This is a genomic window from Pseudomonas mercuritolerans, assembly GCF_025706525.1.
Classification (GTDB): domain Bacteria; phylum Pseudomonadota; class Gammaproteobacteria; order Pseudomonadales; family Pseudomonadaceae; genus Aquipseudomonas; species Aquipseudomonas mercuritolerans.
Genome location: NZ_JAMSHA010000002.1, coordinates 108618 through 133797 on the forward strand (window position 1 = coordinate 108618; position 25180 = coordinate 133797).

Sequence of the window (25180 nt, forward strand, 5' to 3'; positions counted from 1 at the left end):
CAGTTGACCACATTCCAATGTGGGAGCGAGCTTGCTCGCGAATGCACCAACTCGGTTTCGGAGGTAGTGACGCAATAAGCAGCGTCACCAAAACCTCCGCTTCACGCTGTTCCTCGCGTAACCCAAGCCACCCGCTCATTGCATCGCCTCCACGTCAAACTCCAGCGGCTTGGCGGACTTCAAACCAATTCCGTACCAGTCCAGTTTGCGCGTGAGCACCATGAACACCCCGAGCAGACCGAACAGCATCAGCGAGCCCATCAGCAGCGCGTAATCCTCGGCGCTGAGCAAGCCGTACAGCAAGCCATACAGCGCCGCCAGCCCGGCCGAAAAACTCAAGCCATGCCGCGCGCTGCGCAGGACGTGGCTGACATAGAAGCCGATCAGCAACACGCAGCCACTCGCCGACAACAGATACGCCAGCGCAAAACCGATGTGTTCGGACAGCGACAACAGCAGCAGGTAAAAGATCGCCAGCGCGACACCGACCAAGGCATATTGCACCGGGTGCACCGCCAGGCTCTTGAGCACTTCGAAGAGGAAGAAACCGGCGAAGGTCAGGACGATGAACAGCAGCGCGTATTTGATCGCCCGGTCGCTCTTGAGGTACTGATCCACCGGATCGATGAAGCTGACGCCGAAGCTGCGGCCGTTGAGTGCGTCACAGTCGCCAGCGACGCAGCGCTCCATCGCCTCTTGCAGGTTGGTGGAGAAAAACGAGGTCTGCCAGTCGGCGCTGAAACCCTGATCATTGATCTCGCGCTTGGCCGGCAGGAAGTTGCCGACGAAGCTGGGGTGCGGCCAGTTGGCGGCGAGGCTGACACTGCTGGTCTTGCCCACCGGCACCACACGCAGCGAGCCGGTGCCTTGCAGGCGCAGGTCGAAACCAAACGTCAGTTGCGTGGCTTTGCTGGCGTCGAGCGCCGGCAGGGTTACGTGTACGCCCTCACCGATCCAGGCCACTTCGCTGCCGGGCACAAAGTCCAGTTGCTGGCCGCCGAGCTCGAGTTTCAGCGCGTTTTCGATGCCACGAATATCGCTGATACCCACGGCGAGGAACGGCGCGTCGAATTGGTAATCGGCAAAGTTTTCCTTGATGCCCAACTGCGCCGGCAGGGAAAAATGCCCATCGATGCGGTTGTCGGCGTGGAACAGTCGCGCCTCGTAAATGCCGCGTTTGCGCAGTTCGGTTTGCACCTGGCCGTCGAGTTCAAAACGCTCCGGCAGAAAGTACAGACGCCCGCGCGCTTCACTGACTTCTTCGTAGCGCTTGTTGGTTTTCTCGTTGGTCTTCCAGGTGCGCACCACCTTGCGATACGGCACCACCATCACCGGTCCGGTCAGCTGCTGGCTGTAACTGGAGCTGCGCGCGATGTCTTCGAGCACACCGTCGCGCAGTTGCTGACGCTCATCGATGATGCCGTCGATCATTAGCAAAGGGATCAGCAACAGCAGGATCAGCAAGGCGATCGCGCCGAGTTTGATGGTCAGATTCTTGTTCATGGGACTCTCCCTGTTTGGATGGGGGGAGTCTGGCGATGCGGTGTGGAGGGAATGTGCGGGGAATATGGAGATTGTGTGGAGAATGCATTCCCCTGTGGGAGCGAGCCTGCTCGCGAAGGTCGCGACTCGGTTTCAAGGCAAGCGCAATACCACCTCAACCCCGCCCTCGACATTGCTAATGCGCATCACCCCGCCATGCAACTTGACCACTTCTTCAACGAAGTTCAGCCCCAGCCCGGTGCTCTTGCGTCCGCTGTCCGGGCGCGGCAACGAGTAGAAGCGTTCGGTCAGGCGTGGCAAGGCGTAATCGGGAATCGGCGTGGTCTGGTTGAACAGGCGGAACTCGACGTGCTCGCCAACCCGCTCGGCACTAAAGCGCAAAAGGCCCTGCGTCGGGGTGAAATCCAGTGCATTTTCCAGCAGATTTCCCAACGCCTGACGCAGCAGAAACGGCTCGCCAATCAGCAGCAACTCCTCACCGATCGCTTGCTCGACGCGCAGTTGTTTGCCCTCGATCCGCGCGGCCTGCGCCTGGAGCAGTTCTGCGACCAACAGCGCCAGCGGCACTGCCACCCGTTCTTCCAGCCCTTGGCGCTGCTCGACTTGCGCCAGGTTGAGCAGGCGCTCGATCAACTGCTGCATCCGCGCGCTTTCGCTGTCGATGTTGCTGACAAAACGCAAACGCTGGATCGGTGGCATATCACTTTGCAGCAACTCCGCCGCGCCCCGGATCGCCGCCAGCGGACTTTTCAATTCATGGGTCAGGGTGTGCACGTAGCGCTCGACGTAGGCCTTGCCTTCGAGCTGGGTGCGCATTTGCTCGACCGCCGTGGCCAGTTGCTCCAGTTCGCCGCCGCGATAATGCGGCACTTCCACGCGCCGGCCTTCGCTCACCGCCTGGGCATAACCGGTCAAGCGATGCAGCGCACGACTCAGCCACCATGAGAGCAAGGCGCCGAAGAGCAGACCGAGGCCGATCAATCCCGCACCGTAAAACAGCAAACGCCGCTCGGTGCGATCGACGTAGGGTTGCAACGAACTGTTGGGCTTGGCCACGGTGACCACGCCGATGATCTTGCCGTTGTCGCGGATCGGCGCGCCGACGTGCATCACTGAAGAGCTCGGATCATCAGGATCGCTGCGGCTGGAGCGCGCGCCGTACTCGCCGCGCAGGGTCAGGTAGACGTCGTTCCAGCGCGAATAATCCTGGCCGACCGCGACGCCGCTTGAGTCGAGCACGACGATGCCCTTGGCGTCGGTGACGTAGATGCGGTGGTTGACCTGGTTTTTCGGCAAGCCCCAGATGGTCGCTTGCGGCTGCCGCTCGCCATAGGCGCGGAGCAATTGCGGCCAGCGGTTCTCGCTGAGGGTGCCGGCCTTGAAATCGTCGCGCAGGATTTCTGCCATCAGGTTGGCGGTGTCCACCAGCGTCTCTTCGGTGGACTGGCGCACGCCGGGGCGAATTTCTTCCATCACCGTGTTGAGGACGAAATAACCGGTCAGGCCGACAAACAGCACGTACACAAGAAAGATCCGCAGCCCCAGCGACATCAGCTGTGCCCCGGGCTGTAGCTGTAACCGAGGCCGCGATGGGTCTGGATCGGCTCGGCCTCGGCACGTACCAGGCGCAACTTGGCGCGCAGGCTTTTGATGTGGCTGTCGATGCTGCGCTCGTAACCGGCGTCGGCCGCTACGCCCAGCGCATCGAGCAATTGCTCGCGGCTGAACACCCGCTCAGGTTGTTCGAGCAGGCATTGCAACAAGCGGAATTCATGGCGGGTCAGGCTCAGCGGCTGGCCGCGATAGCTGATCTGCACGCGTTCAGCATCGATGCGAAACAGCGTTGAGCCTGCTTCCAGGGTTGCGCGCGGCGCCATGCGTTTGAGGATGGCCTTGACCCGCGCCGCCACTTCACGCGGGCTGAACGGCTTGACCACGTAATCGTCGGCACCGATCTCAAGGCCCACCACGCGGTCGATCTCGGCGTCGCGGGCGCTGAGAAACAGCACCGGCACTTCCGTGAAGCGCCGCAATTGCTTGCAGGTTTCGAAGCCACTGATGTCCGGCAGACCGATATCGAGAATGATCAGGTCGGCCGGGGTTTGCCGCTGATGCTCCAGCGCCGCCGCGCCAAGGTTCAGCCACGTGGTGCTGAACCCCTCGCCCTGCAAGGCAAAAATCAATGTGTCGGCAATCGCCGCTTCGTCTTCGACAATCAGGATGTGCGGCATGGCGTCCGAGCCCGTGGCAGTTAGTGCGCGAACGGTGCCCCAAGCCCGGGATTACGTCAATCAGACCACTTAGCAGTCAGGCTTGTCGGCGGTGTAACGCCGCGCCGGATTGACCGCCGCGCCGAACTCGCGCAAGGCCTTGGCGCCGATCAGCAGCGGATAGTTGAAGTGGCTGCGGTCGGTCAGGTTGACCTCGACGGTGCGCTTGACGTTGCCCAGGCAAAGTTCCAGATCGACCACCGGACGCTTGGCGACATCGCTGCTGTCGCGCTCTTCATCGTCCTCGTCGGAACGGCTTTTGATCTTGCTGATGCGCGCGACCTTGTGCTCGAAAACCTTGTTGCTGGCGTCCTTGGTGGCGAGGCGGAAACGTACCCAGTCTTCGCCGTCGCGGGTGAAGGTCTCGATGTCCTTGGCCGACAGCGAGGCGGTCAGCGCACCGGTGTCCATCTTGGCCTTGAGCACTTCGCCGCCGATTTCCGGCAGTGCGATGTATTCGTAACGACCGTACAGCGTCGGCTCGGCGGCCATGACCGGCAGCGCGACAAGGGCAAACAGAGCAAGGAGGGATTTCACGTAAGGGGCTTCCTTGGGAGGTTGGGCAACGGGATTTTAGACCGTCGCGCGGTTGATCGTTCCCACGCTCTGCGTGGGAATGCATCCAGTGACGCTCTGCGTCACAGGGGACGCGGAGCGTCCCGGGCGGCGTTACCACGCAGAGCGTGGGAACGATCAGGTTAACGGGACTGAAGTGAAACATTCGTCAGCACCGATTTGGCCTGCTGCGCGAAGCTGCTTATCATGGCTCGCCCCTGCCACTTCATAGAGTTGCTTATGCGCCGCCTGCTCACCGGCTGTTTCGTCACCCTGCTGCTGTTGCTCAACACCTTGATCCTGATCGGGCCATTGATGGTGTTTGCCCTGCTCAAACTGGTTGCACCCGGGCGCTGGCGTGACCACGCATCAGGTGCGGTAATGTGGATTGCCGAGACCTGGGCCGAGATCGACAAGCTGATCTTCCGGCTGTGCATCCCGACGCAATGGGACATACGCGGCGGCGACGATCTGCGCCGCGACACGTCCTATCTGGTGGTCAGCAACCATCAATCGTGGGTCGACATTCCGGCGCTGATCCAGACCCTCAACCGGCGCACGCCGTTCTTCAAGTTCTTTCTGAAGAAAGAGCTGATCTGGGTGCCGTTCCTCGGCTTGGCGTGGTGGGCGCTGGATTACCCGTTCATGAAGCGCTACACCAAAGCCTTTCTGGCAAAGAACCCCGAGCTGGCGGGCAAGGATCTCGAAATCACCAAAGCGGCGTGCGAGCTGTTCAAACGGCAGCCGGTGACGGTGGTGAACTATCTGGAGGGCACCCGCTACACCCTGGCGAAAAGCACCCAGCAGGATTCACCGTTCAGCCACTTGCTCAAACCCAAGGCCGGCGGCGTGGCGTTCGTGCTGGCAGCGATGGGTGAACAGCTCGACGCGATGCTTGATGTGACGGTGGTGTATCCGCAGGAAAAAATCCCGGGCTTCTGGGACCTGATCAGCGGCAACGTGCCGCGAGTGATCATCGACATCAGGACCCGCGAACTCGACCCGACGCTGTGGCAGGGCGATTACGAGAAAGATCCGGCCTTTCGCCAACACGTCCAGAACTGGGTCAACCAGCTCTGGACCGAGAAGGATCAACGCATCGTCGAGCTGCGCAACGAGCGCCGCTGACTCAAGTGCCGCTGCCGACACCCCAGATGCTGCCCAGGCTGCTCAACAGCGAACCGCCGACGCCCTGCTGACCGAGGTATTGCAGCAGCACCGGGGCAAACTGCCCGATCATGCCGCTGTCCATGCCCAGCGCGCTGAACGCGTTGTTCAGGTCGTTGCTGTCCTTGACGTTGCCCAGCGCATTTTCCAGGCCAGCGGACTTGCCGGACGAACCGAGCAACGCCCCGAGCGCCGCCAAATTGCCGCTGCCACCGGACAATTTGTCGATGCCCGGCACTTCCTTGGCCAGTTGCGAATAGTCGGTGCTGCTCAACTGATTCTTCGCCAACCCGAGCATCGCGCTGGTGCCGCCAACGGCCTGCTCCGGCGTGACGTCCAGCGCACTCAGAGCACTCAACAAACCAGCGGTTTCCGAGGTCGGCGCCGCAGCGGCCGCCTTGTCACCACCCTGCATCCCCGACACCACGCCGGCCACGTCATTCAGACTGAACCCGGCAAACACCGGCCCGGCGGCCAGGGTCAGGAGCGATGCCAGGGCAAAACCGCGTGAAATCTTCATTCAGACATCCTCTTGGGGAAAAGCTGCCACCGGACACGGCGACGAAACTGCCGGTTTGACCGGGGATCCGGTGGCATGTTCCGGTCATTCCAAATTGATATTCAGGCTATTCCAAAACGTTTCTAAAAACTGTCAAACCTAACAGTTATCAGCTCTATTCGAGTTGTTTAGATTTGAATTCGAGACAAGTTTGCCGCGGATCATTCTGAGGGAGGTGCTGCGATGGAGAAGCGATTGTCAGACCGCGACGACTCGATCATCGCGCCGGTGAAGAGACCGTCCAAGGGCGCTGCAAAGGAAGTGATTGCGCAACCCTCAGCAATCATCTTTTGCGTTGATCCGAACGATCCCATCATTGGAGAAATCAAGGCCGGACGAAGGGTCAGTTATGAAGTGATAAAAAGCGATACAGGGCAGCAATACGCAATCAATGTTCGACTGGTTCGCGACAGAAGGAACAGTAAATCCTGGTCGTGATCCTTGGTTTTGAAAAGCAAACAGGAAGCATGGATATGTCAAACAGAACAAGCGGTACCGTAAAGTGGTTTAACGACGATAAAGGCTTTGGATTTATTACCCCTGCTGATGGCGGTGCTGACCTCTTCGTCCATTTCAAGGCAATTGAATCCGATGGATTCAAATCGCTCAAAGAAGGACAGTCAGTTTCATTCGTGGCCGAGAAGGGACAGAAAGGCTTGCAAGCAGCTCAAGTCCGCGTTGAATGAACCATAACCAAAAAAAATCGGCGACCCTGAGGTCGCCGTTTTGCGTTGCGCTAACACTTACGCCGCACTGAACAACTTGTGCGGATCAATCACAAACTTCTTCGGCACGCCGGCGTCGAACTCGCCGTAACCTTCCGGCGCCTGATCGAGGCTGATCACTTGCACGCCGACCACTTCAGCGATGTTGATGCGATCCCACATGATCGCCTGCATCAACTGGCGGTTGTACTTCATGACTGGAGTCTGGCCGGTGTGGAAGCTGTGGGATTTGGCCCAGCCCAGGCCGAAGCGGATGCTCAGGCTGCCCATTTTTGCGGCGGCGTCGACGGCGCCCGGATCTTCGGTGACGTACAGGCCCGGGATACCGATCTTGCCGGCAACGCGCACTACACCCATCAGTGAGTTGAGCACCGTGGCCGGGGCTTCGGCCTTGACGCCGTCGTGGCCGTGGCCGCGTGCTTCAAAGCCAACGCAGTCCACCGCGCAGTCCACTTCCGGCTCGCCCAGCAGTGCAGCGATCTGTTCGTGCAGCGGGGTGTCCTTGGACAGGTCGACGACCTCAAAACCCTGGGCCTTGGCGTGGGCCAGGCGGATGGTATTGACGTCGCCGACAATCACCACCGCAGCACCAAGCAAACGTGCGGAAGCGGCAGCGGCCAGACCGACCGGACCGGCGCCGGCGATGTACACGGAGCTGCCCGGGCCAACGCCGGCAGTGACGGCGCCGTGGTAACCGGTCGGGAGGATGTCGGAGAGGCAGGTCAGGTCGCGGATTTTCTCCATGGCCTTGTCGCGATCCGGCAGTTTCAGCAGGTTGAAGTCGGCGTACGGCACCAGCACGTATTCAGCCTGGCCACCGGTCCAGTCGCCCATGTCGACGTAACCGTATGCGCCGCCGGCACGGGCCGGGTTGACGGTCAGGCAGACGCCGGTGTGTTGCTCCTTGCAGGAACGGCAGCGCCCGCAAGCTACGTTGAACGGAACGGAGACCAGATCGCCGATCTTCAGGTTTTCGACGTCGGAGCCCTTTTCGATCACCTCGCCGGTGATCTCGTGGCCCAGTACCAGACCGGTCTGCGCCGTGGTCCGGCCGCGCACCATGTGCTGGTCGGAGCCGCAGATGTTGGTGGAAACCACTTTGAGAATGACCCCGTGCTCGATCTTGCGACCGCGCGGGTCTTGCATTTTCGGATAGTCGATTTTCTGTACTTCGACCTTGCCAGCGCCGAGATACACCACACCACGATTGCCAGACATGCTTTCACCTCGCTGTTGTTTTTATGGAACCGCGTTGCCCGGGTTGGGCAGCGCGTTGAGTGCTCGGTAAATCAAAAGATCGCAGCCTTCGGCAGCTCCTACATGGATCGCATCCCCCTGTAGGAGCTGCCGAAGGCTGCGATCTTTTGGCGATCTAGAGAACGACGGTTCTGTTGGCGTTCAAAAAAACTCGTCTTTCGATGTGATACCCAACCGCCCGCGCCAGCGTCAGGCCTTCGATATCGCGCCCCTTGGCAATCAGGTCCTCGGGGTAATGACTGTGATCCACCGCCTCGACGCCCTGGGCGATGATCGGCCCTTCATCGAGATCGTTGTTGATGTAATGCGCCGTCGCGCCCACCAGTTTCACGCCTTTGTTGTAGGCCTGGTGATAAGGCTTGGCGCCCTTGAAGCCCGGCAACAGCGAGTGATGAATGTTGATCGCCTTGCCGTCGAGCTTGCGGCACAGCTCCGGCGACAGCACCTGCATGTAGCGGGCGAGGATCACCAATTCGGCACCGGCCTCTTCAATCACCTGCCAGACCTGACGCTCCTGCGCCGGTTTGTCATTGGGGTCGAGAGGGAAATGGTAGTAGGGAATCTGGTGCCAGTCGGCCAACGGCTTGAGATCCGGATGGTTGGACACCACCGCCGCCACGTCCATCGACAACTGGCCGATGCGCTGGCGATAGAGCAAGTCGTTGAGGCAGTGATCGGCCTTGGACACCATGATCACCACTTTCGGCCGGTAGTTCGGCGCGGTCAGCTCGAAGAGCATGCCGAACGCCGCTCCGCGCTCGGCCAAACCTGCGCGGAAAGATTGTTCGTCGAAACCATCAGGCTGACGGAATTCCACGCGGATGAAGAAGCGCCCCGAGAGGCGGTCATCGAACGAGTGGTGCTCGGTGACATAACAGCCCTGCTCGAACAGAAAACGCGTGACCGCGTCCACCGTGCCGAGGACGCTGGGGCAGTCGGCGGTCAGAATCCATGTGTCTGGGGCGCGGCTCATGGTGCGGTGACTCCTGTTCGTTGTGCGGGGTGTCAGGTTTTTCCCTCACCCTAGCCCTCTCCCAGAGGGAGAGGGGACTGACCGAGGTGTTCTTTCGAGCTACGCCGACCTGAAATATCGCGGCGAACTCAGGCTCGAAAAACACACAAATCTGCTCCCTTTCCCCCCTCTCCCCCCTGGGGGAGAGGGCTGGGGTGAGGGGGTGGCTCTTGATCTTTTTCAGGCCTGAACGCTCAACCCGTACTCGGCCGAAGCATCCTGCAACCACAACCACCAGTAATCCGAGAAGCTGCGACGGATCAGCAGCTCCCAAGTGTCTTCGGCGGTATGGCGAATCATCAGCTGCGACTTGGCGAACACCGTGCCCACCGCTTTACCGACCGGAAAGTTGTTCGGGTGCACGTCATAGCTGGTGGACTTCATCAGCACCTGACGCACGTTCGGCCCGCTCAGTTCGAGAATCTGCTGGCCGCCGCTGACGTTGACGATGGCGATGGCGATGTGCAGATCGCCCAGCGCTTCACGCAGTTTCTGCTCGGCGGCGAATTCTTCGCCGCTTGGCACGATCAGCAGCCACTCGTCCGGGCCCATCCATTGCAGGCTGGTTTCGCCTTTGACGATCACGCTCAGCGCGCCGGGCAATTCAATGCCCAACGCTTTGTGCACACCGGCCGCGAAGGCTGCATCGTGGCCATCGCCACGAATGGTCAGGTGGCCGAGGAGTTTCTTTTCCCGCACGATCACGCCGGCGTTCTTGCGGCCCTTGCCGACCAGGCTGGCGAGGTCGGCATGGTGCAGCGACGACTCGGCACGGGCGCCGGTGGTCGGGCGTTGCTGGTAAACATTGGCTGTGGTCATAAAGCACCTTCTGAATTCTGTTGGTTCCTGTGGTTGCTGTGCCGCCGCCTTCGCGAGCAGGCTCGCTCCCACAGGGGAACGCGATCGAATGTGGGAGCGAGCCTGCTCGCGAATAGCCGCCCGCCCACCGCTCCCGAGGTTGTCAGATGTTCTGGCGATCACCCTTCGGATCGAAGAACACCGAAGACACGATCTCCGCTTCGATCACGCTGCCATCGGCCAGCGGTGCGAACACCCGCTCGCCCATGCGCTTGAGACCGCCCTTGACCACACCCATGGCAAACGAATAACCGAGGGAGTTGTGCGCGTAGCTGGAGGTCACGTGGCCGACCATGGTCATCGGGATCGCCTGCTTGGTGTTGAACACCAGCTGCGCACCTTCCGGCAGCCACTTGGTCGGATCGATCGGCTTGAGGCCCACCAGTTGTTTGCGCTGGTCTTTCACGCAATCTTCGCGGTTCATGCCGCGCTGGCCGATCCACGAGAACGGTTTGGTGCGACCCACACACCAGCCCATGTTCAGGTCATCCGGGGTCATCGAGCCGTCGGTGTCCTGGCCGACGATGATGAAGCCCTTCTCGGCCCGCAGCACGTGCATGGTTTCGGTGCCGTACGGCGTCAGGTTGTACTGCTTGCCGGCCTCGACGATTTTCTCCAGCACGCCCATCGCATAATCGGCCTGCACGTTGACTTCGTACGACAGCTCACCGGTGAACGAGATACGGAACACCCGCGCCGGCACATCGCCGACCAGACCTTCTTTCCAGGTCATGAACGGGAACGCTTCGTTGCTCAGATCGATGTCGGTCACGGCGCTGAGCAGCTTGCGGCTGTTCGGCCCGGACAGGGTCATGGTCGCCCAGTGGTCGGTGACCGACGTGAAGTACACCTTCAGCTCCGGCCATTCGGTCTGGTGGTACAGCTCCAGCCACTGCAGTACGCGCGCGGCGCCGCCGGTGGTGGTGGTCATGACGAAATGGTTGTCGGCCAGACACGCGGTCACCCCGTCGTCGAAGACCATGCCGTCTTCCTTGCACATCAGACCGTAGCGCGCCTTGCCCACATCGAGCTTGGTCCAGGCGTTGGTGTACACGCGGTTGAGGAACTCGCGGGCATCCGGGCCTTGGATGTCGATCTTGCCGAGGGTCGAAGCATCGAGCAGGCCGACGCTGTCGCGCACGGCTTTGCATTCGCGCTTGACCGCCGCGTGCAGGTCTTCACCGTTTTTCGGGAAGTACCAGGGACGCTTCCACTGACCGACATCTTCAAACTCGGCGCCGTTCTTCACGTGCCAGGCGTGCAGTGCGGTGTAGCGCACCGGTTCGAAGATGTGCCCGCAATGCCGGCCGGCCACGGCGCCGAAGGTCACCGGCGTGTAGTTCGGACGGAACATGGTGGTGCCCATCTGCGGGATGGTCACGTTCAGCGAACGGGCGGCAATGGCCAGACCGTTGACGTTGCCGAGCTTGCCCTGATCGGTGCCGAAGCCCAGCGCGGTGTAGCGTTTGACGTGCTCGACCGACTCGAAACCTTCGCGGGTCGCCAGTTCGATGCCACCGGCGGTGACGTCGTTCTGGAAGTCGACGAATTGCTTCGGTGCTCGCGCCGAGTTCTTCTCGTGCGGCACCTGGAACAGCGCCAGAGTCGGCTCTTCGAGACGGCTCAAGGCTTTCGGCAACACGCCTTCAACGGTCTGGAAACCGGCTTCAGCAGCAGCGCGCACGCCACCTTCGAAACCGTCGGCCAGCGAATCGCCGAGCGCGTAGACGCCATTGATGCCACCGACGCACACACGTTTCTGCGGCGCTTCGCCCGGTACGAAACCGAGAATGTCTTCACGCCAGACCGGTTTGCCGCCCAAGTGCGACGCCAAGTGAACCACTGGGCTGTAGCCGCCGGAACTGGCAACCAGGTCGCAGTCGAGCCACTCGCCTGGGCTAGTCACAGCGTGTGCTTTGACGTCAATCGCAGCGACGCGGGCAGCGCTGACACGCTTGCTGCCACGCACTTCAATGACCGCGCTGCCGGTGAGGATGCGAATGCCTTTGGCGCGCGCTTCTTCGACCAATGCACCGCGCGGATTGCTGCGGGCGTCAGCGATGGCGACGACTTGCAGACTGGCATCGAGCCAATCCAGAGCGACACGATAGGCGTGATCGTTGTTGGTCGACAGCACCAGTTTTTTGCCCGGCGCTACGCCATAACGACGCACGTAAGTCGACACCGCGCCAGCGAGCATGTTGCCCGGCACATCGTTGTTGCCGTAGACCAGCGGACGCTCGTGGGCGCCGGTCGCCAGCACCACGCGCTTGGCGCGGACCCGGTGGATGCGCTGCCGCACCTGACCGATCGGCGCGCGGTCACCGAGGTGATCGGTGAGGCGTTCGTGAATGGTCAGGAAGTTGTGGTCGTGGTAACCATTGACCGTGGCGCGCGGCAACAACAGCACGTCCGGGGTGTTCTTCAATTCAGCGATGACACTGGCGACCCATTCCATCGCCGGTTTGCCGTCGAGGCTTTCGCGCGAGTCGAGCAGGCTGCCGCCGAACTCTTCCTGCTCATCGGCCAGAATCACGCGGGCACCGCTGCGCGCAGCGGCCAGGGCAGCGGCGAGACCGGCCGGGCCGGCACCGACGATCAGCACGTCGCAGTGCTGGTTCATGTAGTCGTAGGTGTCCGGATCGTTCTCGGTCGGCGAGCGGCCAAGGCCGGCAGCCTTGCGGATGTACTTCTCGTAAGTCATCCAGAACGATTGCGGGTACATGAAGGTTTTGTAGTAGAAACCCGGCGGCATCAGCTTGCCGCCGACCTTGCCGAGAATCCCCATCATGTCGTTGTTGACGCTCGGCCAGCCGTTGGTACTGGTGGCGACCAGGCCCTGATACAACGCCTGTTGCGTGGCGCGCACGTTGGGAATCTGCGTAGCTTCGGTAGCACCGATCTGCAGCACCGCGTTCGGCTCTTCGGAACCGGCGGCGAAGATGCCGCGAGGACGCGAATACTTGAAGCTGCGGCCGATGATGTCGACGCCGTTGGCAATCAGGGCGGCGGCCAGCGAGTCGCCTTCGTAGCCTTTGTAGGTCTGGCCGTTGAAGGTGAAGCTCAGCACTTTGTTGCGGTCGATCCGTCCACCGTTGGACAGGCGATTGGTCTGGCTCATACCTTCTCTCCCAGCGCCGTCGTGGCTGTTTTCGCAGTGCCAGCCTTGTCGGTGAATTGCGGCTTCTCGCCGATCTTGTAGCTCTCGAGAATCTCGTAGGTCACGGTATCGCGAGTGACGTTGAAGTACTGGCGGCAACCGGCAACGTGGTCCCACAGCTCGTGATGCAGACCGCGCGGGTTATCGCGGAAGAACATGTAGTCGCCCCACTCTTCATCGGTGCAGGCGTTCGGATCCAGCGGACGCGGGATGTGCGCCTGACCGGATGCGTGGAATTCCTCTTCAGAGCGCAGTTCGCCGCAGTGAGGACAGAAGATATGCAACATGGGGATTTCTCCTGTTAGTGGGCAACCGCAGCAGCGCCGTGTTCATCGATCAACGCACCGTTGTGGAAACGGTCGATGGAGAAAGGTGCAGCCAATGGGTGCATTTCACCCTTGGCCAGACTCGCGGCAAACACGTTGCCCGAGCCGGGTGTAGCCTTGAAGCCACCGGTGCCCCAACCGCAGTTGAAGAACATGTTCGGTACCGGCGTTTTCGAGATGATCGGGCAAGCGTCCGGGGTGGTGTCGACGATGCCGCCCCACTGGCGGTTCATGCGTACCCGCGAGAGCACCGGGAACATCTCGACGATGGCCTGGATGGTGTGTTCGATCACCGGGTACGAACCACGCTGGCCGTAGCCGTTGTAGCCGTCGATACCGGCGCCGATCACCAGGTCGCCCTTGTCGGACTGGCTGATGTAACCGTGTACGGCGTTGGACATGATCACGCTGTCGATAATCGGCTTGATCGGCTCGGACACCAGCGCTTGCAGCGGGTGGGATTCGATCGGCAGGCGGAAACCGGCAAGCTTGGCCATGTGCCCGGAGTTACCGGCCGTGACCACGCCGACGCGCTTGGCGCCGATGAAACCCTTGTTGGTTTCGACGCCGATGCACACGCCGTTTTCCTTGCGGAAACCGATCACTTCGGTCTGCTGGATCAGGTCCACGCCCAAGGCATCGGCGGCACGGGCAAAGCCCCAGGCCACGGCATCGTGTCGGGCGACGCCGCCGCGACGCTGCACGGTTGCGCCCATGATCGGGTAACGGGTGTTCTTCGAGCAGTCCAGGTACGGAATCTCGTCCGCAACCTGCTTGGCGTCGAGCAGTTCGCCGTCGACGCCGTTGAGGCGGTTGGCGCTGACCCGACGCTCGGAATCACGGATGTCCTGCAGGGTGTGGCACAGGTTGTAGACGCCACGCTGGGAGAACATCACGTTGTAGTTGAGATCCTGCGACAGGCCTTCCCACAATTTCATCGCGTGTTCGTAGAGGTGCGCCGACTCGTCCCACAGGTAGTTGGAACGCACGATGGTGGTGTTGCGCGCGGTGTTACCGCCGCCCAGCCAGCCTTTCTCGACCACGGCGACGTTGGTGATGCCGTGTTCTTTCGCCAGGTAATAGGCGGTCGCCAGGCCGTGCCCGCCGCCGCCGACGATGACCACGTCGTAGACTTTTTTCGGGGTGGGCGTGCGCCACATGCGCTGCCAGTTTTCGTGGTGGCTGAGCGAGTGTTTGAACAGGCCGAAGCCGGAATAGCGTTGCATAGTCATTACTCCAAAACCGACTCAGCGATAAACCGGGAAGTCTGCGCACAGGGCCGAGACCTGCTGGGCGACATTGGCCTCGACATCGGCGTCGCCGAGGTTGTCGAGGATGTCGCAGATCCAGCCGGCGAGGGTTTCGCACTGGCTGACCTTGAAGCCGCGCGTGGTCACCGCCGGGGTGCCGATGCGCAGGCCCGAGGTCACGAACGGCGACTGCGGATCGTTCGGCACGGCATTCTTGTTCACCGTGATGTGGGCACGGCCCAGCGCGGCATCGGCGTCCTTGCCGGTCAGGCCCTGACGGATCAGGCTGACCAGGAACAGATGGTTGTCGGTGCCGCCGGAGACCACATCGTAACCACGCTTGATGAACACGCTGGCCATCGCCTGAGCATTGTCGATCACTTGTTGCTGATAAGCCTTGAAGCCAGGCTCCAGCGCTTCCTTGAAGCACACCGCTTTACCGGCGATGACGTGCATCAGCGGGCCGCCCTGAGCACCGGGGAAAACGGCGGCGTTGAGCTTCTTCTCGATTTCTTCGTTGGACTTGGCCAGGATCAGCCCGCCACGCGGACCGCGCAGGGTTTTGTGCGTAGTGGTGGTGACCACATCGGCGTACGGCAGCGGGTTCGGATACAGGCCAGCAGCGACCAGACCGGCGACGTGAGCCATGTCGACGAACAGCAGCGCACCGACCTTGTCGGCGATCTGACGGAAGCGCGGGAAGTCCAGAGTTTTCGAGTAAGCAGAGAAACCGGCAACGATCATTTTCGGTTTGCACTCGACCGCCAGACGCTCGACTTCGTCGTAGTCGATCAGCCCGGTGTCGGTGTTGATGCCGTACTGCACGGCGTTGTAGAGCTTGCCCGAGGACGACACTTTCGCGCCGTGGGTCAGGTGACCGCCGTGGGCCAGACTCATGCCGAGGATGGTGTCACCCGGCTGGATCAACGCCAGGTACACGGCGCTGTTGGCCGAGGAGCCGGAGTGCGGCTGGACGTTGGCGTAGTCGGCGCCGAACAGTTGCTTGGCGCGTTCGATGGCCAGTGCTTCGACTTTGTCCACATGCTCGCAGCCACCGTAGTAGCGCTTGCCCGGATAGCCTTCGGCGTATTTGTTGGTCAGGCCGCTGCCCTGCGCCTGCATGACGCGCTTGCTGGTGTAGTTCTCCGACGCGATCAGCTCGATGTGATCTTCCTGACGTTGCTCCTCGGCATTCATCGCCGCCAGCAGTGCATCGTCGTAACCCTGGATCTGGTCTTGCTTGCTGAACATCGCGTCTCTCCCAGCGGCATCTGTGCGCCATTCGTCTCGGTAAGGCACTGGCAACGATGGCAGTGCCCTTTGATGCGATGGTATGGCCGGTGCAGACAGCTCAAATGCCTGCGGACGCCACGCAAAGGTGCGTTTACGACATGGCTGGAAATGACCTCTTCGAAACGCCGCAGATCCCCTGTGGGAGCGAGCCTGCTCGCGAAGATGCCGGCACATCCGACATAGAAGTTGGCTGGCAGACCGCTTTCGTCGGAACGCCGCCCGGAGCCGGCTCGCTCCCACAGGGGTCAGGCGATGATTTGGCGGATGGCAAGCAGCAGGAGGAAATGCGCGGGATACAGCGCATACGCCCAGCGCCGCATCGGTGGTGGCTGCAGATGTCGCCCATGTCGCAACAAGAACATTCCGAGCATCGGCGCAAACACACACGTCGCCAGACCAAGCATCGCCACGCTGTTGCCGAAGCGCGCCGATTCAAGCAGCACCTGCCATTGGTTCGCCGCCAGACACACCAGCCCCGGCAACAGGCTGAAATACCAGGGTCGGCGGAACACCACCAGCATCGCCAATGGCAACAATACGCCGAAGAAACCGAACATCAGTCGTTCTGAAAAAGCCGCCGCAACCACCAGCGCGGCCAGCGCGAGCAACCGTGGCACCGACGCTGAGTCCTGCCAGCCGCGCGCCACCAGCAAGCCCAGCGCCAGCGTCGGCATCACGTTGAACGTGTCAGGGTCGGGGATATAAAAGCGATAAGGAATTTCGCTGATTGCACTGAACAGCAACAGCCAGCCCAGATAGCGCCATTCCATCTTGCGCGAACCGTCTCGTGCCAGATTCGCCGCCATCGCCAGGCAAAACCATGGAAACGCCAGGCGCCCCGGCACATACAGCCAGTCGGCGGAGAAGCCGACATATCGCAGGTGATCGAGCAACATGCTCAGCAGCGCCAGCCACTTGAGCAGATCCAGGGCACCGTCGCGTTGGCTCAGGTGCATAATCGGCCCATAAACTGGTAATTTTCCCCACCCGACATCGCATGTGCTCCCCGGAAGATCTTCGGTAAAGTGCGCATCCTCATTGACCACGAGCCTTCACAAGAGTCTCGATTACGGAAGCCGGCCATGACCGACAAGAGCCAACAATTCGCCAGCGACAACTATTCCGGGATCTGCCCGGAAGCCTGGGCTGCCATGGAACAGGCCAACCACGGCCACCAGCGCGCTTACGGCGACGATGAATGGACCGCCCGCGCGGCCGATCATTTCCGCAAACTGTTCGAAACCGACTGCGAAGTGTTCTTCGCCTTCAACGGCACCGCCGCCAACTCGCTGGCGCTGTCGTCGCTGTGCCAGAGTTACCACAGCGTGATCTGCTCGGAAACCGCCCACGTCGAAACCGACGAATGCGGCGCTCCGGAATTCTTCTCCAACGGCTCGAAGCTGCTGATCGCCGGCACTGAAAACGGCAAGATCACCCCGCAATCGATCCGCGAAGTCGCGCTCAAGCGTCAGGACATCCACTACCCGAAACCGCGCGTGGTGACCCTGACTCAAGCTACTGAAGTCGGCAGCGTCTACACCCCGGAAGAAGTCCGCGCCATCAGCGCAACCTGCAAGGAACTGGGCCTGCACCTGCACATGGACGGCGCGCGGTTCTCCAACGCCTGCGCATTCCTCGGCTGCTCGCCCGCTGACCTCACCTGGAAGGCCGGCGTTGATGTGCTGTGCTTCGGCGGCACGAAGAACGGCATGGCGGTGGGTGAAGCGATCCTGTTCTTCAACCACAAACTGGCCGAAGACTTCGACTACCGCTGCAAGCAGGCCGGGCAACTGGCATCGAAGATGCGCTTTTTGTCGGCACCGTGGGTCGGCATTCTGGAAAACGACGCCTGGCTCAAATACGCCCGCCACGCCAACCACTGCGCGCAACTGCTGGCAGAACTGGTCAGCGACATTCCCGGCGTCGAACTGATGTTCCCGGTGCAGGCCAACGGCGTGTTCCTGCAACTGTCCGAGCCGGCCATCGCTGCGTTGACTGCAAAGAACTGGCGTTTCTACACCTTCATCGGCAAGGGCGGCGCACGTTTCATGTGCTCCTGGGACACCGAAGAAGAGCGCGTGCGCGAACTGGCGCGCGATATTCGCGAAGTGATGTCGGCCTGATTCCGCTCCCTAGTTGCATTCCCATGCTCAGCACGGGAATGCAACCCAGAGGCTGCGCGTCGCAGACCTGCATTTTCAGAATCGGACTACACCAAGGCCTACAGAAAGCACGAAAATCCCGCCATAGACTGCCCGCTCCCGATTCAAGGAGCGCACGCGATGGCAATTCCCGGCTACATGACGATCACGGGCAAGACCCAAGGGCTGATTTCGGCAGGCTGCTCAACGCCTGATTCGGTCGGCAACAGATATCAGGCGGCACACACCGATGAAATCATGGTGCTGTCGTACAGCCACAACCTCGCCAACCTCGACAACTCTCACCGAGCCACCCACGCGCCGGTCATTGTCACCAAAGTCGTCGACAAATCTTCACCGCTGCTCGCCCAGGCACTGGCCAACCGTGAAGAGATCGACTGCAAGATCAACTTCTACCGAACCTCCCCTCAGGGTCAGCAGGAAAAATACTTTTCTGTCTCGATCGACGGCGCGGTGCTCACCGAACTGAACCTGGATATGCCCCACGTCATTCTGCACAACGACGCGGAACCTCAGGAGCAGGTCGCCATTCGTTATCGTGGCATCAGCTGGGTGCATCACCTCGCCGGGACCAGCGGCCATGCCTCGTGGGGCGAAGAAGGTTGAGCGATCGGCGCCATGGTCTCAGCTACGTTCGACACGTTGCCGGCAAGCTGCTCGCACAGGCACATACAGTCGGCTCACGTCATCTGGCATTCGGCAGTGCGCGCGTGCAGTTCAATCAGGAGGTCGCGCGCTTCGCCAAGGGCATTGTCGATGATGTCGCCAGCGGCCGCCTTTCAGCGGACATGGGCCTTGACGCCTTTGCACAGGAACAGCGTCATCTTCTGAACCAATCCAGAGTTCTGGTACGCGGCACCAAAGGTGCCGTTCCTGAAGGGGTGAAAAAACGCTCGTTATCGATGCTCAGGCAGCCTGCCTCGCGCTCCGATCCAGACAGGTTGCTGCGCGCGATTCATCAGCAGAACCTCAGGGTGGCGCGCGTTAATAACAGCAGCACCGCGCGCAGCCCTCAGCCCGTCAACGACTTGAAGTTCTTCCCCAGCGAGCACTGGCCGCAAGATCGTCCGGCCCCATCGGAGCCGGGTTTTTACATCGTGCCGAAAAGCATTGTCGTCGAGAAGCTTGAGGCACAACTGCTCCCCTCCGCAAACCCGAATGTCATCGCCAGATTCAGAAGTTTGAATCCGACCCCGGACATGATTAAAGCCGGTTCGATGATCGTGCTGAGCGACCCTGACAATCAGCAATGCACATACGAGGAAGCATTGCTGATGCAGACCGCGCGTTTCGTCAGTGCGACGCTGGAACCGCTGACCGTGGAAGAAGCGGATTTCATGGCGCAGCACTACGGCGTGATCCAGACCGCACTCGCCTATGAATCAAAAGTTCACGGCCATGGCAGCCAATCATCTGGATGGCATAAAAAATGTTCTCGCAGATATTTAGGAGTTGCATGTTCAAACGCTGGACGTAAAAGGCAGCCTGAACTCGAAGCAGTTCAAAAAACAACGTGCGCAGTTGCTGAAAAAACTGGACGTCAATCTCAACCAGTTCACGCGGCAAAGCATTGGTCTCCCGGATCACCCGAGCCTCAAGACCGCTCTCGGCATCGATCATCCTCACCTAGTGCATCGTTGGAGAAAGGCTGGCGGCGTCGGCCAAAACCCGGGGTATGCCACGCATATTCGGGCTATCAGCCAAGCGTCACAGTACGTCAAATATGGTGGCTGGATCGGCACAGCAGTAGGCGGTGGCGCCTCGGCCTTGAAGGTGCAGGATGTGTGCCTGCATGGGAATACCTAGGCGTGTGAAAAGGTGAAATTCACGGAAACCGGAAGCTTTATGGGTGGCATGGTTGGAGGAGCAATCAGCAGTCGCATCTTGACCGCGCCAGTAGCAGCGAAAATCTGTCTGGGAATAGGCGTTCCGACAGGAGGAGTTGGCACCCTGGTCTGCGGTGCAGTAGCGGTGGGCGTCGGAACTCTTGCAGCGGTAATAATAGGCGAAACAATGGGCGAAGATGCTGCTGAGATAATTTACCAAGATACTCGATAAGTCGCCTGACCAAACATTTCCCAAGATAAAACCAGCGAACACTCCAAGCAGAACCAAATAGCGTCTTTCTTTATGAAACCACGAACAAAAATATGCAAAACATGCAGCGCCAAAAATAAAAAGACGCTGTTCAAATGTCATGCTTGTGGCAGCAGGTTTGAAAAACGCCTGCCGCAGCCAAGAAGATGGTTTGCCCTTACACCGAGAAGGCGTGGACTTCTAATATGCGACCTGACGACCCTATGCTTGTTTATCGTTGCTGCTCGCGCAATTTACAAACAGAGCATTCAATTACCTTACAGAATTCAGAGAAAAACCCAGTGGTACGAATTTAACGGATTGGAAATAGCAGCCCCCTTGTCAGCAATGTTTATGCTCGCGGTTTTGATGATGACTTTTTCAATCATCATTGGAGACCAAGGCAAACATTTCAATACAAAGCCATTTGATCGCGTCTTGATTTTCAGCTTCGTCACAACTCCACTGCTTTATTTCAGCGCGTCGTTTTTTGGACACCCCGTCCGGTAGCTCTGGCGCGTAAAAGCGGTAGAACTTCACACAGATACAACATCGATAAACAACTGCCATGACTTGTCCGTCATGGCAATTAGGAAGCCTTTACTTTTCTTCATTAAAACTCAATCCGCACATCCCCCTTCGGCACGCTGCAGCACGACAGGATAAATCCTTCCGCCTCGTCTTCCTCGGTAATCCCACCGTTGTGCTCCATCTCCACTTCGCCGCCCAGTTTCAGCACTTTGCAGGTCCCGCAGATACCCATGCCACAAGCTTTCGGAATCATCAGGCCGAGTTTGGCGGCTGCCGCGTGGACGGTTTCGCCCGGGGCCACGCGAATGCTTTTGCCGGAGGCGGTGAATTCGACCTGGTGCAGATCCGCGGCGTCGATTTCTGGCGCATCGGCGGCTTGTTCGGCCTGTTCCACCGCGTCGGCGCGGGCCTCGGGTGGCGTGGCGCCGAAGGATTCTTCGTGATAGCGCGACATGTCGTAGCCGGCCGCTTCCAGCAGGCGTTTGACCGCGGTCATGTACGGCGTCGGGCCGCAGCAGAACACTTCGCGTTCGAGGAAGTCCGGGACCATCAGTTCGAGCATCTTGTGATTCAGGTAACCGCGATAACCGGCCCATGGCTCACCGAGGCCGTGCTTTTCGCAGATCAGGTGCAGGCTGAAGTTGTCGATCCGCGACGCCATGTGCTCGAGTTCGCGGTGGTAAATGATGTCTTTCGGCGAGCGCGCGCTGTGCACGAAGGTCATGTCGACGTTGGCGTTGGTGTCGTAGAACCAGCGCGCCATCGACATGCACGGGGTGATGCCGACGCCGCCGCTCAAATACAGAACCTTCGGGCTCGGGAAGTCGATCGCGTTGAACAGCCCGACCGGGCCGTGCACCGCCAGCTCCTGACCTTCATGCAAAGTGTCGTGCAACCAGTTCGAGACCTTGCCGCCCGGCACGCGTTTGATCGTCACCGAAAAGCTGTACGGCACCGACGGCGAGCTGGAAATGGTGTACGAGCGCATGATCGGCTGGCCTTCGATTTCCAGCTCCAGGGTGACGAACTGCCCCGGCTTGAAGAAGAACAGGATCGGCTGGTCGGCCATAAAGCAGAAAGTGCGCACATCCCAGGTTTCCTGGATGACTTTGACGCAACGGACAATGTGTCGGCCATTGGCCCAGGTCTGGGTGGTGACCGGATTCAGGAAGCTGTTGGACATGCTGTTCTCCACGGCCGACTGTCGGCCTCTTGTCGGCGATTCTGCGTATAGCGCAGACCGTGCGTTTACCTATCCGCGACATTGACATACTTATCGCGACCAGCCCTTGAACACCGGGGCTTGCGCGTCGGGAACAGATTGCGCCATGTCGCGCATGGATAAGGTTCCCCCCAGCGCCGGCCCCACACTCGCCCCAACACAAGACGACTTCTTTACACCTTGCGTAGCAACCGTTTTGCAGCACACCTGATCAGCCACTTTCGCCGGCCACGCAGAGGGCCATGAGGATTACATCGATGGACGTCACCGCAAAAATCAGCCTGGGCGATCCGCTGGAACCCGCACGCAAGGCCACCGCACAAATGCTCCAGGAGCGCGAGCGCACCTTTTCCCTGCCGCAACCGTTCTACAGCGACGAGCGCCTGTTCGATATCGACATGCAGGAGATCTTCCAGAAGGAATGGTTGATCGCCGGCATGACCTGCGAGATCCCGGCCAAGGGCAACTACTTGACCCTGCAGGTCGGCAAGAACCCGATCATCGTCATTCGCGGCGCCGAGGGCGTGGTGCACGCGTTCCACAACGTCTGCCGTCACCGTGGCTCGCGCCTGTGCACCAGTGAAAAAGGCAAAGTCGCCAAACTGGTCTGCCATTACCACCAGTGGACCTACGAACTGGACGGTCGCCTGCTGTTCGCCGGCACCGAGATGGGCGCCGACTTCGACATGAAGCAGTACGGTCTCAAACCAGTAAATGTGAAAACCGCTGGCGGTTACATCTTCATCAGCCTGGCGGAGAACCCGCCGGCCATCGATGACTTCCTGTCGACGCTCAACCATTACATGGAACCGTACGACATGGAGAACACCAAGGTGGCGATCACCACCACCTTGATGGAAAAGGCCAACTGGAAACTGGTGCTGGAAAACAACCGCGAGTGCTACCACTGCAACGCATCGCACCCGGAACTGTTGAAAACCCTGCTGGAGTGGGACGACGTCACCGACCCGCGCGCCGATCAGGCGTTCAAGGATCACGTCGCCGCCTCCGCCGCTGCCTGGGAAGCGGAAAAGATCCCTTACGCCCACGCCAGTTTCGGCTTGCGCAACCGTATCGTGCGCATGCCGCTGCTCAAGGGCACCGTGTCGATGACCCTCGACGGCAAGCAAGGCTGCGCGAAACTGATGGGCCGGATCAAGAACCCGGACCTGGGCTCGATGCGCATCCTGCACCTGCCGCATTCGTGGAACCACTGCATGGGCGATCACATCATCGTCTTCACCGTGTGGCCGATCAGCGCCCAGGAAACCATGGTCACCACCAAGTGGCTGGTGCACAAGGATGCGGTGGAAGGTGTCGATTACGACGTCGAGCGCATGCGCCAGGTGTGGGACGCGACCAACGATCAGGACCGGCGTCTGGCTGAGGAAAACCAGCGCGGGATCAACTCCACCGCTTACCAGCCGGGGCCTTACTCGAAGACCTATGAATTTGGCGTGGTCAACTTCGTCGACTGGTACAGCGAGCGGATGTTGAACAACCTCGGGGCCGAGCCTGCGCCTTACCTCAAAGGTGTACCGGTTCAGGGCTGATCAGGAGCAAAACATCGAAGCCTGCGGCGGCTCCTACAGGTGGAATGCATTCCCCTGTGGGAGCGAGCCTGCTCGCGAAGGCGTCCTTACCTACATCACAAGTCTGATTGATCAATTTCCGATCAACCACCCCCGCCCCCATACCCATCAAGCCCTCCAGCCTTCCGCAAACAAGTTATCCACATACCCGCCCACAGCAAATGAGGGTAACTGTGGATGAGTCAAAAAATATCTTGCTGATTTGCAAAGAAAAACCGTAACTTATTCTGAATCACAGTTTCTGAAAACGATCGATCGTTTTTTGATCAACCTCGTACATACCACGTATTTAAAGGCCTGTAGCGGGTAGCGAACACGTTATCCACAGAAGCGCCAACAGAGATCGGGGACAACTTTGATTCACCTGTGGAAAAACCCCAATGACTGGGGAAAACCCCTCGCGTTGACGGCTCTTGGCGCTAGGAAGGCGCATTTGATCAATAATTGATCAAACCCGTGTAGACCCTGATCCATATGGCCTACAGCGGATAGCGAACATCTTATCCACAGAAGCGCCAACAGAGATTGGGGGCAACTTGTCGAGTTATTAGCGGAAAAAAGCCCGAAAAACCCGTGACTTAGGCTGGTTGTTTTTTGACCGGGTGGCTGCATGGCTTGATTGGCGAGGGATGTAGGGAGGGGCGAACACGTTATCCACAGATCCACCAACAGGGATTGTGGGTAAACCGCTACCCTCACCCCAGCCCTCTCCCGAAGGGAGAGGGAGCCGACCGAGGTGGAATGGAGAAATGTACAGACCTGCGACCTGTGCGGTGACCTTGGCTTGGCCAAACCTGAGCTCACGCTGATCGTTCAGGTCGACGTCAAACCTGAGAGCGCCACCGTAGGTCCCCTCTCCCTCCGGGAGAGGGCTAGGGTGAGGGGCTTTTAGCGCACGACGCCTTCTTCGATCAGCAACTTGAGGATGGCTTCGGCACCCGCCTGCGCGGTTACACCCTTCAAAACCTGCCCCCCGCCGCCACTGGCCTTGGCCGTCGCCGCCTTCATCCGGTCGGCGCCGCTCTTGGCCTTGATCACCTTCAAGCGCTTGGGTCGTGGCTTGGCCAGTTGCAGCGTGGCGACGGCCAACAATTGGTCCTCCATCACTTCAACGTCATCAGCGGCCAATTCGCCCCGTCGTGCCGGGCCATACGCGCTCTGCCGAGGCTTCGGTGCGGCGTTATCCACAGTGGCCAGAAACGGCAGCTTCACCTTCAAGCGGCGTCGCTGGCCGCGCGGCAACGCTTGCAGGACCAGCGCCGACCCGTCATTGATCGATTCGACCTGCGCCAGGCCCACTACCAGCGGCCAGCCCAGACCTTCCGCCAGCAGGAACGGCAACATCCCCGAACCTTCGCCGGTTTCCGCCTGACTGCCGGTCAGCACTACTTGCGCCCCGGCATCGCGCAGGTATGCGGTCAGCGCCGGCAAGGCATCGGCGCCAGCGGGTTGTTCCAGCACATGCAGCTGTTCCAGGCCCATGCCCAGATAGGCACGCAGGGCCGGTTCGGCAACATCACCGGCGTGCAGCACTTGCAGGTTATCCCCAGCCAGTTGCAGGCCCAGTTCCACCGCGCGCGCATCCTGATCGGCGCGCCGTGGCCGACCTGAGGTCGGGTGAGCGCCAATCGAGACCAGACTGATAACGTTCGTGTTCATAGG

At 60.2% G+C, this 25180-nt stretch carries 23 protein-coding genes; 7 read left to right on the forward strand and 16 right to left on the reverse strand.

Annotation, left to right across the window (positions count from 1 at the left end; genetic code table 11):
- Positions 1-135: 135 nt before the first annotated feature.
- From creD to rloA2, 4 genes are all read right to left on the reverse strand, one after another.
- Positions 136-1503 carry a cell envelope integrity protein CreD gene (gene creD / locus ND528_RS05240; RefSeq protein ID WP_263469849.1) on the reverse strand — a complete coding sequence of 456 codons (1368 nt, stop codon included), beginning with the start codon at positions 1501-1503 and terminating at the stop codon, positions 136-138.
- A 132-nt stretch (positions 1504-1635) separates the two neighbouring features.
- Entirely contained in the window at positions 1636-3054 is a 1419-nt protein-coding gene (gene creC, locus ND528_RS05245; RefSeq protein ID WP_263469850.1) for a two-component system sensor histidine kinase CreC, read from the reverse strand.
- Positions 3054-3734 carry a two-component system response regulator CreB gene (gene creB, locus ND528_RS05250; RefSeq protein ID WP_024014583.1) on the reverse strand — a complete coding sequence of 227 codons (681 nt, stop codon included), beginning with the start codon at positions 3732-3734 and terminating at the stop codon, positions 3054-3056. The genes creC and creB overlap by 1 nt, the downstream gene beginning before the upstream one ends.
- A 69-nt stretch (positions 3735-3803) precedes the next feature.
- On the reverse strand, positions 3804-4310 hold the full coding sequence (rloA2, locus tag ND528_RS05255) for a retropepsin-like aspartic peptidase RloA2 (protein WP_016772839.1): 507 nt from the start codon (positions 4308-4310) through the stop codon (positions 3804-3806).
- A gap of 258 nt (positions 4311-4568) precedes the next feature.
- Here rloA2 and ND528_RS05260 point away from each other — a divergent pair, with 258 nt between their 5' ends.
- Positions 4569-5456, forward strand: a complete 888-nt coding sequence (locus tag ND528_RS05260) for an acyltransferase (RefSeq protein WP_263469851.1) — start codon at positions 4569-4571, stop codon at positions 5454-5456.
- Between the two features lies 1 nt (position 5457).
- On the opposite strand, the gene ND528_RS05265 is transcribed toward ND528_RS05260, so the two are convergent.
- Complete coding sequence (locus ND528_RS05265) at positions 5458-6015, reverse strand: DUF2780 domain-containing protein (RefSeq protein ID WP_130909676.1); 558 nt, start codon at positions 6013-6015, stop codon at positions 5458-5460.
- 222 nt (positions 6016-6237) lie between these two features.
- Here ND528_RS05265 and ND528_RS05270 point away from each other — a divergent pair, with 222 nt between their 5' ends.
- On the forward strand, positions 6238-6492 hold the full coding sequence (locus tag ND528_RS05270) for a hypothetical protein (protein ID WP_263469852.1): 255 nt from the start codon (positions 6238-6240) through the stop codon (positions 6490-6492).
- A gap of 35 nt (positions 6493-6527) precedes the next feature.
- On the forward strand, positions 6528-6740 hold the full coding sequence (locus tag ND528_RS05275) for a cold-shock protein (protein ID WP_130909680.1): 213 nt from the start codon (positions 6528-6530) through the stop codon (positions 6738-6740).
- A gap of 57 nt (positions 6741-6797) precedes the next feature.
- Here the strand turns inward: ND528_RS05275 and fdhA are convergent, their stop codons facing one another.
- The 8 genes from fdhA to ND528_RS05315 all read right to left on the reverse strand — a co-directional run bounded on the left by fdhA (position 6798) and on the right by ND528_RS05315 (position 16891).
- Entirely contained in the window at positions 6798-7997 is a 1200-nt protein-coding gene (gene fdhA / locus ND528_RS05280) for a formaldehyde dehydrogenase, glutathione-independent (RefSeq protein ID WP_016772834.1), read from the reverse strand.
- 154 nt (positions 7998-8151) lie between these two features.
- Positions 8152-9009 carry a formyltetrahydrofolate deformylase gene (gene purU, locus ND528_RS05285; protein ID WP_137214254.1) on the reverse strand — a complete coding sequence of 286 codons (858 nt, stop codon included), beginning with the start codon at positions 9007-9009 and terminating at the stop codon, positions 8152-8154.
- A gap of 219 nt (positions 9010-9228) precedes the next feature.
- On the reverse strand, positions 9229-9867 hold the full coding sequence (locus tag ND528_RS05290) for a sarcosine oxidase subunit gamma (RefSeq protein WP_263469853.1): 639 nt from the start codon (positions 9865-9867) through the stop codon (positions 9229-9231).
- Positions 9868-10009: 142 nt separating this feature from the next.
- Entirely contained in the window at positions 10010-13027 is a 3018-nt protein-coding gene (locus ND528_RS05295; RefSeq protein WP_263469854.1) for a sarcosine oxidase subunit alpha, read from the reverse strand.
- Positions 13024-13353: a sarcosine oxidase subunit delta gene (locus ND528_RS05300; protein WP_016772830.1), complete on the reverse strand. Its 330-nt coding sequence runs from the start codon at positions 13351-13353 to the stop codon at positions 13024-13026. The genes ND528_RS05295 and ND528_RS05300 overlap by 4 nt, the downstream gene beginning before the upstream one ends.
- A 14-nt stretch (positions 13354-13367) precedes the next feature.
- On the reverse strand, positions 13368-14618 hold the full coding sequence (locus tag ND528_RS05305; RefSeq protein WP_016772829.1) for a sarcosine oxidase subunit beta: 1251 nt from the start codon (positions 14616-14618) through the stop codon (positions 13368-13370).
- Positions 14619-14639: 21 nt separating this feature from the next.
- Positions 14640-15893 (reverse strand): serine hydroxymethyltransferase, encoded by a 1254-nt coding sequence (gene glyA, locus ND528_RS05310; protein WP_024014589.1) that lies wholly within the window; start codon positions 15891-15893, stop codon positions 14640-14642.
- Between the two features lie 287 nt (positions 15894-16180).
- Complete coding sequence (locus ND528_RS05315) at positions 16181-16891, reverse strand: conjugal transfer protein TraX (RefSeq protein WP_263469855.1); 711 nt, start codon at positions 16889-16891, stop codon at positions 16181-16183.
- Positions 16892-17017: 126 nt separating this feature from the next.
- Here ND528_RS05315 and ND528_RS05320 point away from each other — a divergent pair, with 126 nt between their 5' ends.
- The 3 genes from ND528_RS05320 to ND528_RS05330 all read left to right on the forward strand — a co-directional run bounded on the left by ND528_RS05320 (position 17018) and on the right by ND528_RS05330 (position 19911).
- Positions 17018-18058 (forward strand): threonine aldolase family protein, encoded by a 1041-nt coding sequence (locus ND528_RS05320; RefSeq protein WP_016772826.1) that lies wholly within the window; start codon positions 17018-17020, stop codon positions 18056-18058.
- A gap of 159 nt (positions 18059-18217) precedes the next feature.
- On the forward strand, positions 18218-18703 hold the full coding sequence (locus tag ND528_RS05325) for an Hcp family type VI secretion system effector (protein ID WP_056786550.1): 486 nt from the start codon (positions 18218-18220) through the stop codon (positions 18701-18703).
- Between the two features lie 104 nt (positions 18704-18807).
- The gene (locus ND528_RS05330) at positions 18808-19911 is read left to right on the forward strand and encodes a hypothetical protein (protein WP_263469856.1); all 1104 of its coding nucleotides are present in this window, start codon (positions 18808-18810) and stop codon (positions 19909-19911) included.
- A 643-nt stretch (positions 19912-20554) separates the two neighbouring features.
- On the opposite strand, the gene ND528_RS05335 is transcribed toward ND528_RS05330, so the two are convergent.
- Both ND528_RS05335 and gbcB read right to left on the reverse strand, forming a co-directional pair.
- Complete coding sequence (locus ND528_RS05335) at positions 20555-20743, reverse strand: hypothetical protein (protein WP_212617317.1); 189 nt, start codon at positions 20741-20743, stop codon at positions 20555-20557.
- A gap of 43 nt (positions 20744-20786) precedes the next feature.
- Positions 20787-21887 (reverse strand): glycine-betaine demethylase subunit GbcB, encoded by a 1101-nt coding sequence (gene gbcB, locus ND528_RS05340; RefSeq protein WP_116657858.1) that lies wholly within the window; start codon positions 21885-21887, stop codon positions 20787-20789.
- A gap of 296 nt (positions 21888-22183) precedes the next feature.
- Here gbcB and gbcA point away from each other — a divergent pair, with 296 nt between their 5' ends.
- Positions 22184-23479 carry a glycine-betaine demethylase subunit GbcA gene (gbcA, locus tag ND528_RS05345; RefSeq protein WP_016772823.1) on the forward strand — a complete coding sequence of 432 codons (1296 nt, stop codon included), beginning with the start codon at positions 22184-22186 and terminating at the stop codon, positions 23477-23479.
- A gap of 927 nt (positions 23480-24406) precedes the next feature.
- On the opposite strand, the gene etfB is transcribed toward gbcA, so the two are convergent.
- Positions 24407-25177 carry an electron transfer flavoprotein subunit beta gene (gene etfB, locus ND528_RS05350; RefSeq protein WP_263469857.1) on the reverse strand — a complete coding sequence of 257 codons (771 nt, stop codon included), beginning with the start codon at positions 25175-25177 and terminating at the stop codon, positions 24407-24409.
- Positions 25178-25180 lie beyond the last annotated feature (3 nt).

Bases quoted from the DNA above. Each gene is read 5' to 3' on its own strand.
- gbcB (WP_116657858.1), bottom strand. From the start codon at position 21,887: ATGTCCAACAGCTTCCTGAATCCGGTCACCACCCAGACCTGGGCCAAT.
- glyA (WP_024014589.1), bottom strand. From the start codon at position 15,893: ATGTTCAGCAAGCAAGACCAGATCCAGGGTTACGACGATGCACTGCTG.
- ND528_RS05265 (WP_130909676.1), bottom strand. From the start codon at position 6,015: ATGAAGATTTCACGCGGTTTTGCCCTGGCATCGCTCCTGACCCTGGCC.
- ND528_RS05270 (WP_263469852.1), top strand. From the start codon at position 6,238: ATGGAGAAGCGATTGTCAGACCGCGACGACTCGATCATCGCGCCGGTG.
- ND528_RS05260 (WP_263469851.1), top strand. From the start codon at position 4,569: ATGCGCCGCCTGCTCACCGGCTGTTTCGTCACCCTGCTGCTGTTGCTC.
- etfB (WP_263469857.1), bottom strand. From the start codon at position 25,177: ATGAACACGAACGTTATCAGTCTGGTCTCGATTGGCGCTCACCCGACC.
- purU (WP_137214254.1), bottom strand. From the start codon at position 9,009: ATGAGCCGCGCCCCAGACACATGGATTCTGACCGCCGACTGCCCCAGC.
- creC (WP_263469850.1), bottom strand. From the start codon at position 3,054: ATGTCGCTGGGGCTGCGGATCTTTCTTGTGTACGTGCTGTTTGTCGGC.
- ND528_RS05320 (WP_016772826.1), top strand. From the start codon at position 17,018: ATGACCGACAAGAGCCAACAATTCGCCAGCGACAACTATTCCGGGATC.
- ND528_RS05290 (WP_263469853.1), bottom strand. From the start codon at position 9,867: ATGACCACAGCCAATGTTTACCAGCAACGCCCGACCACCGGCGCCCGT.
- ND528_RS05275 (WP_130909680.1), top strand. From the start codon at position 6,528: ATGTCAAACAGAACAAGCGGTACCGTAAAGTGGTTTAACGACGATAAA.
- ND528_RS05305 (WP_016772829.1), bottom strand. From the start codon at position 14,618: ATGCAACGCTATTCCGGCTTCGGCCTGTTCAAACACTCGCTCAGCCAC.
- creB (WP_024014583.1), bottom strand. From the start codon at position 3,734: ATGCCGCACATCCTGATTGTCGAAGACGAAGCGGCGATTGCCGACACA.
- ND528_RS05315 (WP_263469855.1), bottom strand. From the start codon at position 16,891: ATGCACCTGAGCCAACGCGACGGTGCCCTGGATCTGCTCAAGTGGCTG.
- ND528_RS05295 (WP_263469854.1), bottom strand. From the start codon at position 13,027: ATGAGCCAGACCAATCGCCTGTCCAACGGTGGACGGATCGACCGCAAC.
- gbcA (WP_016772823.1), top strand. From the start codon at position 22,184: ATGGACGTCACCGCAAAAATCAGCCTGGGCGATCCGCTGGAACCCGCA.
- ND528_RS05335 (WP_212617317.1), bottom strand. From the start codon at position 20,743: ATGGCAGTTGTTTATCGATGTTGTATCTGTGTGAAGTTCTACCGCTTT.
- ND528_RS05300 (WP_016772830.1), bottom strand. From the start codon at position 13,353: ATGTTGCATATCTTCTGTCCTCACTGCGGCGAACTGCGCTCTGAAGAG.
- creD (WP_263469849.1), bottom strand. From the start codon at position 1,503: ATGAACAAGAATCTGACCATCAAACTCGGCGCGATCGCCTTGCTGATC.
- ND528_RS05325 (WP_056786550.1), top strand. From the start codon at position 18,218: ATGGCAATTCCCGGCTACATGACGATCACGGGCAAGACCCAAGGGCTG.
- fdhA (WP_016772834.1), bottom strand. From the start codon at position 7,997: ATGTCTGGCAATCGTGGTGTGGTGTATCTCGGCGCTGGCAAGGTCGAA.